12 protein-coding genes are annotated in these 12,409 nt (G+C 45.9%); 11 read left to right on the top strand and 1 reads right to left on the bottom strand.

Annotation, left to right across the window (positions count from 1 at the left end; genetic code table 11):
- The first annotated feature begins 770 nt into the window (after positions 1 to 770).
- From mltG to FC82_RS10790, 4 genes are all read left to right on the top strand, one after another.
- Positions 771 to 1,853, top strand: a complete 1,083-nt coding sequence (gene mltG, locus FC82_RS10775) for an endolytic transglycosylase MltG (RefSeq protein ID WP_056996995.1) — start codon at positions 771 to 773, stop codon at positions 1,851 to 1,853.
- 32 nt (positions 1,854 to 1,885) lie between these two features.
- A complete protein-coding gene (udk, locus tag FC82_RS10780) occupies positions 1,886 to 2,557 on the top strand; it encodes a uridine kinase (RefSeq protein ID WP_054762724.1) in 672 nt (223 codons plus the stop codon).
- 81 nt (positions 2,558 to 2,638) lie between these two features.
- Entirely contained in the window at positions 2,639 to 3,121 is a 483-nt protein-coding gene (greA, locus tag FC82_RS10785) for a transcription elongation factor GreA (protein WP_056996991.1), read from the top strand.
- Positions 3,122 to 3,485: 364 nt separating this feature from the next.
- A complete protein-coding gene (locus tag FC82_RS10790) occupies positions 3,486 to 3,791 on the top strand; it encodes a HesB/YadR/YfhF family protein (protein WP_054762728.1) in 306 nt (101 codons plus the stop codon).
- A 109-nt stretch (positions 3,792 to 3,900) separates the two neighbouring features.
- Here FC82_RS10790 and FC82_RS10795 read toward each other — a convergent pair whose 3' ends face one another.
- Positions 3,901 to 6,558: a YfhO family protein gene (locus FC82_RS10795; protein WP_235809221.1), complete on the bottom strand. Its 2,658-nt coding sequence runs from the start codon at positions 6,556 to 6,558 to the stop codon at positions 3,901 to 3,903.
- 342 nt (positions 6,559 to 6,900) lie between these two features.
- Here FC82_RS10795 and FC82_RS10800 point away from each other — a divergent pair, with 342 nt between their 5' ends.
- From FC82_RS10800 to FC82_RS10825, 7 genes are all read left to right on the top strand, one after another.
- A complete protein-coding gene (locus tag FC82_RS10800) occupies positions 6,901 to 8,979 on the top strand; it encodes a peptidoglycan D,D-transpeptidase FtsI family protein (protein ID WP_056996992.1) in 2,079 nt (692 codons plus the stop codon).
- Between the two features lie 124 nt (positions 8,980 to 9,103).
- Positions 9,104 to 9,253: a 50S ribosomal protein L33 gene (gene rpmG, locus FC82_RS16550; RefSeq protein ID WP_082409093.1), complete on the top strand. Its 150-nt coding sequence runs from the start codon at positions 9,104 to 9,106 to the stop codon at positions 9,251 to 9,253.
- An 80-nt stretch (positions 9,254 to 9,333) separates the two neighbouring features.
- On the top strand, positions 9,334 to 9,876 hold the full coding sequence (locus FC82_RS10805; protein ID WP_056996993.1) for a 5-formyltetrahydrofolate cyclo-ligase: 543 nt from the start codon (positions 9,334 to 9,336) through the stop codon (positions 9,874 to 9,876).
- Between the two features lie 19 nt (positions 9,877 to 9,895).
- A complete protein-coding gene (locus tag FC82_RS10810; RefSeq protein WP_056996994.1) occupies positions 9,896 to 10,570 on the top strand; it encodes a rhomboid family intramembrane serine protease in 675 nt (224 codons plus the stop codon).
- 41 nt (positions 10,571 to 10,611) lie between these two features.
- Positions 10,612 to 10,827 (top strand): YqgQ family protein, encoded by a 216-nt coding sequence (locus tag FC82_RS10815; protein ID WP_054762732.1) that lies wholly within the window; start codon positions 10,612 to 10,614, stop codon positions 10,825 to 10,827.
- 18 nt (positions 10,828 to 10,845) lie between these two features.
- Complete coding sequence (locus FC82_RS10820) at positions 10,846 to 11,808, top strand: ROK family glucokinase (RefSeq protein ID WP_054762734.1); 963 nt, start codon at positions 10,846 to 10,848, stop codon at positions 11,806 to 11,808.
- Positions 11,809 to 11,860: 52 nt separating this feature from the next.
- The gene (locus FC82_RS10825; RefSeq protein ID WP_054762736.1) at positions 11,861 to 12,271 is read left to right on the top strand and encodes a rhodanese-like domain-containing protein; all 411 of its coding nucleotides are present in this window, start codon (positions 11,861 to 11,863) and stop codon (positions 12,269 to 12,271) included.
- Positions 12,272 to 12,409 lie beyond the last annotated feature (138 nt).

A 12,409-nucleotide genomic window follows, 5' to 3' on the forward strand; every position in this document is an offset into this window, starting at 1 on the left:
AAGACAATAAAAAACTGGCATTGGCGTGATCACCAATACCAGAAATTTTACAGCCGGTTTTTTATTATTTTTTATGGGTGACCGGTTTTTGAGGCCTTAAGTTTTCTATGATGGTTTGGAAATTTATGCTGGAAGGCGACCTTTATTGGGTTGCTGATGCAGTGCTGTTTCGTTGTCGTGTGACTGTAATTTGTGTTGGTGCCGGCAATCGTGGTTTGATTTTTAATCGAAGATCACCTATAAGGTAGCGGGGGCTGACACTGGCACTAAGAGGGCTAGCTCCGCGCTTTGCAAAGTTTTCTTTGTTTCACCAAAAAAGCAGCACTTCTCATGCACATTGCTGAGGGTGTGTGGAAGCAAGCTGGGCTGCCCTTTTTCGCACACTTCTGTTACAATTTCCTCAAGAAACTACAATATTACTGCAATCTAGGCGCAGATTTGGTAAAATATACAGGATATTGAAAAGAAACGGAACGGGGGAACTACTCGTGGATAAAGATAACCAACCCACCCAAGAAGATCCAAAGAAGAACGACTTAGACCAACAAGAGGGCGCATCCAAGAACACGCAGACTGCCGAGACAGCAGCTGCGGATACCAACTCGAAATCAACTGATGAATCGGTGCAAAAATCTGCTCAAACCGACTCAGACCAGCCGGAAAGCACTGATGAAACAGACGCTTCAGAATCGACACCCAGCACCGGTAATGGCGGTTCTGATGGGCCGCAAAATCCGACGCCGCCGAATCAGCCGGCTGGGAAACCTAAGATGAGCACTGGTCGCCGAATCATTATCGGGGTCGTCAGCATTTTGGTCGTCCTCGTGGTTGTGAGTGGTCTTGGTTTTTACCACTACTTTAAATCTGCTCAAAAGCCCTTGAATCCAAACAGCAATAAAGTTGTTCAGGTTGATATTCCAATGGGCGCCTCCAATAAGAAGATCGGGTCGATTCTACAAGACAAAGACATTGTGAAAAGCGGGATGGTGTTTAACTACTTTGTTAAAGCACATAACTTTACCTCTTTTCGGGCTGGTTACTACCAATTGAAGTCGTCAATGACACTCACGCAGATTGCTAAGCAACTCGAAAAAGGCGGTTCAAGTGAACCAATCCAAAGTTCGAAGGGTAAGGTGCTGATTCGCGAGGGTGTTCAAATTAAGGATATCGCCACGACAATTGCTGCGTCAACCGACTTTAGCAAGAGCGAATTTTTGAGTCTGATGAAGGATCAAACCTTTATGAAACAACTGTACAAGGAATACCCACAATTGTTAAAATCCACAATGAGTGCTAAAAAAGTCCGTTACCGGTTGGAAGGTTACCTGTATCCAGCCACCTATACCGTTAACAAAAAAATGTCGTTGAAGCAACTGGTTGAACAAATGGTTGCAGCAACGAATACTGAACTCAAACCATACTGCAAGTACATTGCTAAAAAGAAGATGACCGTTCAAGAGGTTTTGACACTGGCTTCGTTAGTTGAACGTGAAGGTGTTACTAACACCGATCGGCGCAAGATCGCGGGTGTCTTCTTCAACCGGATCAAGCAGGGGATGCCGCTGCAGTCCGATATTTCTGTGATGTACGCTATCAACAAGCATAAGAAGAATCTGTCAAATAGTGACCTGCAGAGTAATTCACCATACAACCTTTACAAGTATGCCGGGTACGGGCCAGGACCATTTAACAGTCCAAGCTTTGACTCGATCAAGGCTGTGCTTAAACCGTTGGATGAAAGCAAGGGCTATCTGTACTTTGTGGCCAACATGAAGACTGGCAAGATCTACTATTCAAAGACGCTGGCTGAGCATAATGAAAAATCAGCAAGTTTGAGTTCCGCAAATAAATAAGCAGCACACTGTGAAAGGATCCTTTATTTAACATGGCAACTAGACAATCTAAACCCGTCATCATTGGCGTTACCGGTGGCTCTGGCAGTGGGAAGACCACTGTTAGTCAAGCAATCTATCACAACTTTTCAGATGAATCCATTATGATCTTGCAGCAGGATGCTTACTATAATGATCAGGCTGAAATGACCATGGCTGAACGGCGGGCCGTTAATTATGATCATCCGCTGGCTTTTGATACTGACCTGCTGGTTGAACAACTTACAAAGCTGCAGCAGTATCAGAGCGTCGAAAAACCCGTTTACGATTACACAAAATCAACACGGAGTGATCAAACGATTCACCAGGAACCAAAGGACGTCATTATCGTTGAAGGCGTACTGATCTTGGATGACCAGCGGCTTCGTGATCTGATGGACATCAAAGTCTTTGTGGATACAGATGACGATATTCGTATCATTCGGCGGATCGAGCGTGACATTAAAGAACGCGGACGTGATTTGGACTGGATCATTGACCAGTATTTAGCTACGGTCAAGCCAATGTATCATCAATTTGTCGAACCAACGAAGCGGTATGCAGATCTGATCGTCCCTGAGGGTGGCGAGAACCACGTGGCCATCGATCTGCTGACTACAAAGATTCGGTCAATCTTATTGCGCAAGAAGAACGGCCGTGCACAAAACAACACCCAAGTCATTTAACTAAAAGGGGTTGCAAGTCGCCTGCGAGCATGATATTGTAGGCGTCAGACATATTATTTTAGAATTTAAGAGGTGGCTATTTTGGCTGAAGAAAAAACCTATCCAATGACTGCTGAAGGCAAAGTCAAATTGGAAAATGAATTAGAAGATTTAAAGATGAACCAACGACCTGATATTATCAACAGGATTCAAATTGCCCGGAGTTATGGCGATTTGTCTGAAAACTCAGAATACGAGTCTGCTAAAAACGAGCAATCAATGTTGGAAAGCCGAATCTCAACGGTTGAACATATGATTCAGTACGCTGAAGTGATTGACAGCGACAACACTGACAAAGATGAGATCACCGTGGGTAAGAAGGTGACCTTTAAAGAATTACCTGATGAAGATCCCGAGAGTTACACCATCGTCGGCGCCGCAGAAGCTGACCCGATTTCTGGTAAAATCTCGAATGATTCACCGATTGCGAAGGGGCTTTTGGGCCACCGAGTTGGTGAAGAAGTGACCATTAATATTCCTGCTGGCGATATGAAAGTTAAAATTCTTTCCGTTGGAGCGGCATAAGTAATTTAAATAGTGATTAAGAGCACCGCCCGTTATCAAGAAGATGACGGGTGGTGTTTTTTGTCAGGGGCGGCAACGACTGTCTAATCAGGATTGATTATTAACCAGAATGCCGGTATTGGTTACCATCGGTTGAAATGCGAACACGTTAGCCGCTGAATCGTAGAACTGTCATTATTTCAACGATTTCACAAATAAAAAATGTCAGTAATGCCTTGTTTATGCGACAAATTCAACGTGAGTGGCAGTTAAATACCTGATTACTATATTTTTGTTAGTGTTTTTGACTTGCGTTTTTGTGAAATACAAGGTATAAATGAGTTGTATTGAAAACGTATACAAATTGTGAAGGGGATATCATTTAATGAAGATTACAGTAACGGATTGCGCAAGCAAATGGTTCCATGCAGATATGGGTCTTGAGGACGGCCGTGGGGTTCGGTTCTACGGTAAGGTCTATGGTAAAACACCCGTCCATGACGGTTTCTCCCTTGCTTTGACACCCGACGATCACCCAAAGAATCCCTATGCGGTGACTGAAAAAGACGGCGTCACTTATTTTGTTCAGCAGGGGGACGCTTGGTTTTTCAAAGGATATGATCTTGCCATCGGCTATGACCCAAAAATCGATGGGCCAAAGTATGACTATATTGAAAATGGCGAACTATAATTGGCGGCTGTTCCTTATCATCACGTAGGTGCAGCATTATCAAACAAAAAGAACACGGCCATGGCTTCCTGGGTGGGAGTCAGACCGTGTTCTTTTTGTATTCAATTCGTTATGAATGACGACGCTTGCGACGCCAGAGATACAATCCGCTGCAACCAGCGAGGCATACAAGACTAATGGTGAGCCCTAGATTGAATAAAGGCGGCCAGTAGCTGATATGGATCGTGTGCTTTCCCTTGGCCAGTTTGAGTGCCAGGAAGGTGCCAGCGGCTTTTTTAGCGGTTACTGTGTGGCCGTCAACCGTGACGTGCCAGCCCTTGCTGTACGGAATAGTTGTCATCAGGGTGGCATTGTTGCGCGGTGCCGTAACGGTTCCTGTGATCGACCGTTGGGTGTGCTTCGTCACTTTAAGCGGATGTGCCTGCAGTTTCTTCACTGATTTTTTAAAGACTTTGTTATTGAGCTTGTACAGGGTGAAGTTTTGCAGCCACAGCGTGCTCTTTTTGAAGTTCAATTGTACCTTGATCGTCTTACCTTTATCGTGGTTAGCAATGTTCACCACGATGGTGTGACGGTAGGTTGGATACTGACTAAGCGTCTTGCCATTTAACAGGACGGTAACGTTGTCCTCATCCATGTTTGCGCCCATTGTCAGGTAGTAGGAATCATTTGACGTTGGTTTGAAGGTCAATGTGACCGAACCGGCTTTCAATAAGTTTGCTTTTTGCAGGAAAGCCCCCGTTAGTTTCGTCTGCTGCTTGACATTAGAGAACAAGACATTGTTGAAGTTTTCAGCAGTGAAGAGGTGCTGATCTCTTTTTTCGCCCGTCAACGATGCCCACAGATTGGCCTGGTAACGCGTTGGATCGGCGGTTGTGTTCTTAAGACTCAAGACATCGGAACTTGAAATGAAGCCCATTGACAATGCGTTAGGGTTCTTATAGGTTGCAACTGTCCCGTCTTCTCGGACTTTCTTGTAGTCAGAAAGGTCGGCCCGCGTTGAAACGGTCGGCAGCCCTGATTGTGTCAGTCCAGCAGCACTGGTTGACCCTGTGAGTACCGAGTTTTGATTGATCAGGTAACGGAAGTTGAGCAGCGAATCAGTCAGCTCAGTGCCGTTGGTGTAGGCGACGAACCCGTCACCATCTGGCTGACCAATGCTGCCCATGAACGTCGGCATCGTTTTTTCAAGGGTGGAAGAAAAGACTGAGCCGCCATTGAACTGTCCGGATAAAGGATCATTCTTCGTGCGCATAAACGTTGGCGTCATTCGGTAGAAACCTTTGTGCTTGCTGGTCACGCCATCGACTTCCTTGGTCATGACCTGTTGGTAATTGCCGTATTCCGTCTGACTCACGTAGGTAATGTGGTTCAAACTGGTGACCATATTGCTGGTCATTTCGGCAATAATGAAAATTGAAAAGATCAATTGGTAGAAAAACGCCTGTTTTTGCGGCAGCGCCACTAGACAGACAGCCGCGACGTAGAAGAGACCGCCGATCATGACCTGATTGTGACTTAGAAAACTGAATGACGTCAGGTTGAGCCACACATAAACGATAACAGCGGCCCCGACAACGACCATGATCAAAATTTGTGCCGGGTCGGGTACAAAGTCCTTTTGCAGTGCATTAGCTGCCAGCCAGATCAGCCAGAAACTGACCACAAACGAGAACCGGTACGGATACCAGATTGGAAATTGCATGGCGTGCCAGACGAGGTCCAACGGCTGAAAACAAAGTGACAGCAATAAGACAAACGTGATGATCAGCGCCATCCAGCGGCGCAGTGACCGGACATCCCGCCGGATAAAGAAGGCGACGACACCAACCAGGACAACGCTGCCCACAAACAAGTTGGGCATACCCTTCGGCATTTGACTGAAATTAAAACCGCCGAGGAACAATTTTGACAACATTTTAAATGGGAAGTACTCGAACTTGAATTTAACGTTCGTGACTGTGTACTTCGATTTACTGAGCGACAGTGAATACCAAGTCGGCAACAGGGTCACAGCAGCAATCCCAGCAGCCAACAGTGAACTGCCAATATAACGGCCCGCCTGTTTGAAGAAGGTTTGACGGTTATCGTACTGACTGATGGCTTCATAAATGAAGAATAAGATGGAAAACAGGCACACCATGTACGCCATGTAGTAGTTGATGATCAAGAGTGCTGCCAGCCAAATAATATAGGTGCGGCAACCCTGACCGTTTATCAGCCGTAACAGCCCTAATACAATGAGGGGCAAGATGACGACGGCATCCAGCCACATCAGGTTCAGCTGGTTAGCAATCATCCAGCCCATCATTGCATAACTGGTGGCAAACCCGATGACGGTCCAGTTGCGCTGGACTCCCGATTTGAACAGCAACCAGGCAAACGTAAATCCGGCAGCACCATATTTTAAAACGGTGATGACGAGTATCCCGCTAGTGATGACGTGGTCCGGGAAAAAGAGTAGGATGAGGTTAAACGGGCTTAACAAGTAGTAGGTCCAGATACCAAACATCTCACCGCCAAGCGCTTTTTGAAACGTATAAAAGATGCCGCTTGGATCATGCAACAGACAGTGACGAAAGTACGCAAAGAAATCTACGTACTGCTGGCCCAAATCTACGGTCAGCAGGGAAGAGTTCCCGAACGGTGCCATGTGACGCGAAGCAAAGTAGCAGGTCATGATCAGCGCCGGAATCAAGAAGCTCAGGGTTAAAATCAACCGCCGCTCCTTTTTTTCGGTGAGATTCAACGTAAATTTTGGAAACAAAGAAGAAACCTCCATTAAACAAGTGATGATCTCCACAAGTTACGGGAGAGTTGTACGAAAAACAAGTGGGTGTGCATTAAAAATGGCTGCGGGCATCAAAAATAAGTATCCGGCATGATTCGACCAGCATGTTAACGGCAAAAATGCCAAATATGTTGCTTGAATCACTGCGCTTAGAGGAATATGCACACCCTTCCTAGCTATTTAGAATAGCATAAAATTCATAGAAGGGGTTTAAATCTTACAGGACTTTCTAAAAAGTTTTAAAACCCTGTTGCGAAAATGGTCGCCAGCCTAAAATTCTGGTAGAATGATGAGGTTAGATAAGGAGCGTTTAGGACATTGAAAAATTTCTTTAATCGAATTACTCGAAAACAATCACACAGAACTGGTTCAACGAGTTCTCAAATTCCGTTCCGGATGAATTTTTTATTCGTCATTGTCGCGCTATTGTTCATGGCACTGATTGCCCAACTGGCCTACCTGCAGATCCTGCACGGGTCGGAGCTGAAGGCTGAGGTGAATTCGACGGATAACACCGTTGAAACAAATAACGTACAACGGGGGGAGATTTTTGATTCAACTGGCCGTGTCCTCGTTGGGAACAAGTCACACCAAGCCATTAGTTACACAAAGGGTGTCGACGTGTTGTCTGGTGACCTGTACAAGATTGCTAATCGGCTCAGTTCATACATTACGGTGTCTAAATCAACGCTGACTTACCGTAATGAGGCGGACTACTACATTGCTGATTCGACCCGGCTGGCTAAGATCGAAAAACACCTCACTACGGCTCAAAAGAATTCTAGCAGTGAGTCAGACTATGCGGTGACGTACTATATGAATCACAGCAATGAATTTAAACTGACGTCGCAACAGAAAAACGCGGCTGTGATCTACGCTAAGATGAGCGGGGCTTATTCGCTTTCAACGACCTACATCAAGGAGACGGGGGTCACCAACAAGGAAATTGCCGAAGTTGGGGAGCATTTGTCGTCGATGCCCGGGGTTAAGGTTGCAACAAGCTGGACCCGTGACTACCCAGAAGGAACATCACTTGAGAGTATCATTGGGACTGTTTCCTCTGAAAAGACGGGGCTGCCTAGTGATAAGGTCAACGAGTTCTTAGCTGAAGGGTATTCCCGAAACGATTCAGTTGGGCAATCGTACCTCGAAGAGCAGTATGAATCTGCTTTGAAGGGGACCAAGTCACAGACCAACGTGGAAGTTTCTGGGACTAAGATCATGAAGGAAGTTAAGAAGTACGGTGGGAACAAAGGGGACAACCTGCAGCTGACCATCAACGCTTCCTTCCAAAAGAAGCTCCAAGCATTAGTCAAGTCGGCTGAATCAAGTGCCGGCGGTTATTCGACTGGGACCTACGCTGTTGTAATGAATCCGAATACCGGTGCCGTTATCGGGATGGCCGGTGAAGATCGGAACCCATCAACCAGCAAACTGTCCGCCAATGCCTTAGGCAATATCACGAGCGCCATTACCATGGGGTCAGTTGTCAAGGGTGCCATGGTTTCAGGGGCCTTGATGGACGGCGTTATCACTCCAACAAACAATACGCTTGAAGAAAAACCGATCAAAGTTGGTGGGGTCACGAAGACTTCTTGGTTTAACAAGAAGGGTGCCGCTGATATGGCATTAACTGCACCACTGGCACTGGAAGTATCCTCAAACAGTTACATGATGCAATTAGCAATGAAGGAAGCCAACTTCAATTATGTTTCTGGCGAAGCCTTAACCATGAGCACGAGTATTTTTGCAAAATTGCGCGGGTACTTCTACCAGTTCGGGTTAGGGGTTAAGACTGGCATCGATCTTCCTGGTGAAACAACTGGGATCGAAGGGGCCAGCACCAAAGCCCACATTGGGAACGCGTTGGATGAAGCCTATGGGAACTACGATGGCTACACCGTGATGCAGCTGGCGCAATATATTTCAACGATTGCCAACGGTGGCCGTCGAATTCAGACCCATTTGCTGCAGTCAATTCGCGGGACAAGCAAGACTGGCGGTTTAGGCCGAATCAAGGCTGAAGTGACGCCGAACGTGCTGAACACCATCAATATGACTTCGGCTGAAAAGGCGCTGGTCAAGGAAGGTCTGTACGATGTGGTCCACGGGACAAACACGTATAAGACCGGTGGTGATTTGGATACGATTAAGCCAGCCATTTCTGCTAAAACTGGGACTGCTCAAACCTACTATAAGGGACACGAAACCGAAACTTTGAGTCTTGCATCATACGCGCCAACGTCTCATCCACAAGTGGTTGTTGCACTTGCGATGCCTAACTTGAGTACGAGTGATGAATCGAACAACATGACCTTGGCCAAGAAAATTTACGCGGCTTACTGGTCAACTGTTCAATCAAAATCAACGGTCTCATCATCTTCCAGCAGCAACTAAACAGGTGTTAAGTAAAAATACTTAACATATTATTGAAATCTACTGGTAATTCCAGTGGAAAAATGATAAACTACTATGAGTTAAGGCTTTCGCCTAATTCGAAGTAAGTTGGGAGGTTATGGCAATGCGCGTACACATTACTCTAGAATGTACTGAATGTGGTGAACAAAACTACTTATCAAGTAAAAATCGGCGTAACAATCCAGACCGGGTAGAACTTAAGAAATACTGCCCACGTCAACGCAAGGTTACGTTACACAAAGAAACAAAGTAAAAGGCAAGGGCGATGAGCCTGCGCCTTTTTTTATATAACCATGACCCTTTGAACAGCATAAGACAAGAGAGAGGTAAACGATGAAGAAAAAAGCACTGCGAGAACAGATTATTGCCAACTTAGTAGCATTAGCACCAGATGTCCGCCAGTTTCAAGCAGACGAACTTTACCAGCGGTTATTTGCGAGCCACGCTTGGAATACAAGTCATACGGTGGCAGTGACGATGTCGACCGCGACCGAACTGGATACAAAGCCAATCATCGAAGCGGCCCAGCAAGCTGATAAGCGGGTGCTGGTCCCAAGAACTTTCTCTGGTCGGCAGATGGAGTTTGTGCCAATGACGGATGCAGTTCGGCTGGAAGCAAGTGAGTATGGGATTCAAGAACCTATTAATGGAAACGCAACGGTTAAATCAGGTATTGATCTGATTGTTGTTCCCGGATTGGCCTTCACCCCTGAAGGTGATCGGTTAGGCTTTGGCGGTGGTTACTATGATCGTTATTTAGCTGATTATTCAGGTCAGACGGTTTCGTTGGCCTTAGACGCTCAATATTTTGACACCCCAGAATGGACAGTCAACGAACATGATATCAAGGTCCAACAGGTGATTACAGCACACTAAGGAAGTGGCAGGAGACACAATGCAAGCTCGAATTAAACGCTGGTTAGCGGGCCCGTATATGACCACTGGCTTGATTGCGATTATGGTCGTGATTTTCTTAGCCATGGAACTCAGCGGCGGGGCAAGTAATGTTCAAGTGTTGCTGGCCTTTGGTGCCAAATGGAACCCGTTGATCGATCAGGGGCAGTTTTGGCGGTTAATAACCCCAACTTTCCTGCATCTCTCAGTTGAACACATTCTGCTGAACATGGTGACCCTGTACTTTTTAGGAATTCAGATTGAGGGCTTGTTTGGCCACAGTCGGTTTCTCATCATCTTTTTAGTTTCAGGAATTGGCGGCAATTTGGCCAGTTTTGCATTCAATCCATCCGCGATTTCTGCCGGTGCAAGTACGGCAATATTTGGCCTATTCGGAGCGTTTTTGATGCTTGGTGAATCATTTTGGGAATACGGTTATATTCGTCAAATGACGCAAACATTTCTCATTTTTATTGTGATGAATCTAGTTTTTGGATTTTTCACACCAGGCACCGATATTGCTGGTCACATTGGCGGATTAGCTGCCGGATTCCTTATGGGATACGTGGTTGGTGCACCGAAAATCGGCCCGGTTGCTTTCATCAAACGTATTTTTGCTGTAATCGTTCTCATTCTTATGATGATTGGGCTATACTATTATGGCATAACGTTGTAAAATGGTAGAGTACTCGTGTCAGTATCGGAGGATGTCTCATTATGAAAACGCTCTATGATGTACAACAGCTGCTCAAGCAGTTTGGCATTTATGTTTATGTTGGCAAGCGCCTTTGGGATATTGAGGTCATGGCTTTAGAGCTGGACCATCTCCACGACGCCCAGGTCGTTGATCAAAAAACGTATCTTCACGCCAAGATGGTCTTGACCCGTGAACATCGTCTCGAGGAAGCACGTGAAAGTAATAAAACCAACTAGTACTGGAGGAAACAACTCATGGCAAAGAGTTTGATTGGAATTGATTTAGGTGGAACGACCACCAAGATGGCGTTTCTCACGCACGAAGGCGAAATTACTCAGAAGTGGAACATCCCAACTGATATCAGCGACGATGGCGCCCACATTGTACCGAACATCATCAAGTCATTAAAAGAGACTATCAGCAAGTCTGGCTACACCACGAACTCATTCATCGGTATCGGAATGGGGACACCTGGTGCGGTTGATATTGAAAACGGTACCGTAATTAATGCGTTCAACTTGAACTGGACAAAGACGCAACATGTCCGCGACCAGACTCAAAGTGCTTTAGGGTTACCTTTTGTTTTGGAAAACGATGCCAACGTAGCCGCGCTCGGTGAATTCTGGAAGGGTGCCGGCGAAAAGGATACTGATGTTATTTTTGTTACCCTTGGAACTGGTGTCGGCGGCGGCGTGATTGCCGGTGGTCACTTGCTGCATGGTGTCAATGGCGGCGCTGGTGAGATTGGTCACGTCTGTGTCCAGCCTAATGGCTACCTGTGCACCTGCGGCAAGCGCGGCTGTCTCGAACGGTACGCTTCCGCAACTGGTATTGTTCAAGTTGCTAAAGACATGACCGCCGATTTTACCGGTCATTCACGTTTAAAAGAATTGTTTGACAACCAAGAAGATGTTACTTCAAAAATGGTCGTTTACCTGGCCGATAATGGCGACATTTTAGCTAGCCGAATCGTTGACAAAGTGGCCTTTTACCTAGGCTTAGCGCTGGCTAACTCAGCAAATTTGCTGAACCCAGCAAACATTATTATCGGTGGTGGGGTTTCTGCAGCCGGCAACACGTTATTACAGCCTACAACGCGTTACTTCCAGGAAAACACTTTCCCAGCCGTTCGTGATTCAACACGGTTGAAGATGGCGCAACTTGGTAACGATGCTGGTGCAATTGGTGCAGCATCATTAGCACTTCGCTTTGAATAAAAAATAGCGTATACTTAATATCGGTAGTTTTTATTTTAAAGTAGAAGGGACGATGGAGATGGCTGCAGCAATTTCAACAACGGGACTTTATACGATTGTGCTGCTCATCATCGTTGTCGGTTGGCTGCTATGGCGGATGTATACGATCTATCAGCGGAACCAAGCGGCAAAATTGATTGATGAAGAGACGTTTAGACAAGGCATGCGCAAGGCTCAGGTGATCGATGTTCGTGAAAAGAAGGACTTCGATGCCGGTCATATTTTAGGCGCACGCAGCATTCCTTATTCAACGTTGCGCGCATACTATCAACAGTTGCGTAAGGATCTGCCAATTTACCTGTATGACCAAGGCAAGGAAATGAGTTCACGTTCAGCAATCTTCTTGAAAAAGAAGGGCTATACGCAACTCTTTATCTTGAAAACTGGTTATGCCCGGTGGGATGGTAAAACCAAGCAATCTTAATGAGGCTACAAAAAAACGCTGGTCGGTTGACTAGCGTTTTTTGTTTGGTTATTTTGTCGTGATTAGTAGGATGGAAGTAAACGCCCAGTTTAAAATTCAAGTGCAACACTAATCAACTAGACCTTTCAGACTAGACAT

It is taken from the genome of Secundilactobacillus collinoides DSM 20515 = JCM 1123 (genome assembly GCF_001435975.1).
GTDB lineage: Bacteria > Bacillota > Bacilli > Lactobacillales > Lactobacillaceae > Secundilactobacillus > Secundilactobacillus collinoides.

What these genes read in the sequence shown, in the direction of transcription:
- mltG (WP_056996995.1), top strand. Translation starts at nt 771, where the DNA reads ATGAGCACTGGTCGCCGAATCATTATCGGGGTCGTCAGCATTTTGGTC.
- udk (WP_054762724.1), top strand. Translation starts at nt 1,886, where the DNA reads ATGGCAACTAGACAATCTAAACCCGTCATCATTGGCGTTACCGGTGGC.
- FC82_RS10790 (WP_054762728.1), top strand. Translation starts at nt 3,486, where the DNA reads ATGAAGATTACAGTAACGGATTGCGCAAGCAAATGGTTCCATGCAGAT.
- rpmG (WP_082409093.1), top strand. Translation starts at nt 9,104, where the DNA reads ATGCGCGTACACATTACTCTAGAATGTACTGAATGTGGTGAACAAAAC.
- FC82_RS10805 (WP_056996993.1), top strand. Translation starts at nt 9,334, where the DNA reads ATGAAGAAAAAAGCACTGCGAGAACAGATTATTGCCAACTTAGTAGCA.
- FC82_RS10810 (WP_056996994.1), top strand. Translation starts at nt 9,896, where the DNA reads ATGCAAGCTCGAATTAAACGCTGGTTAGCGGGCCCGTATATGACCACT.
- FC82_RS10815 (WP_054762732.1), top strand. Translation starts at nt 10,612, where the DNA reads ATGAAAACGCTCTATGATGTACAACAGCTGCTCAAGCAGTTTGGCATT.
- FC82_RS10820 (WP_054762734.1), top strand. Translation starts at nt 10,846, where the DNA reads ATGGCAAAGAGTTTGATTGGAATTGATTTAGGTGGAACGACCACCAAG.
- FC82_RS10825 (WP_054762736.1), top strand. Translation starts at nt 11,861, where the DNA reads ATGGAGATGGCTGCAGCAATTTCAACAACGGGACTTTATACGATTGTG.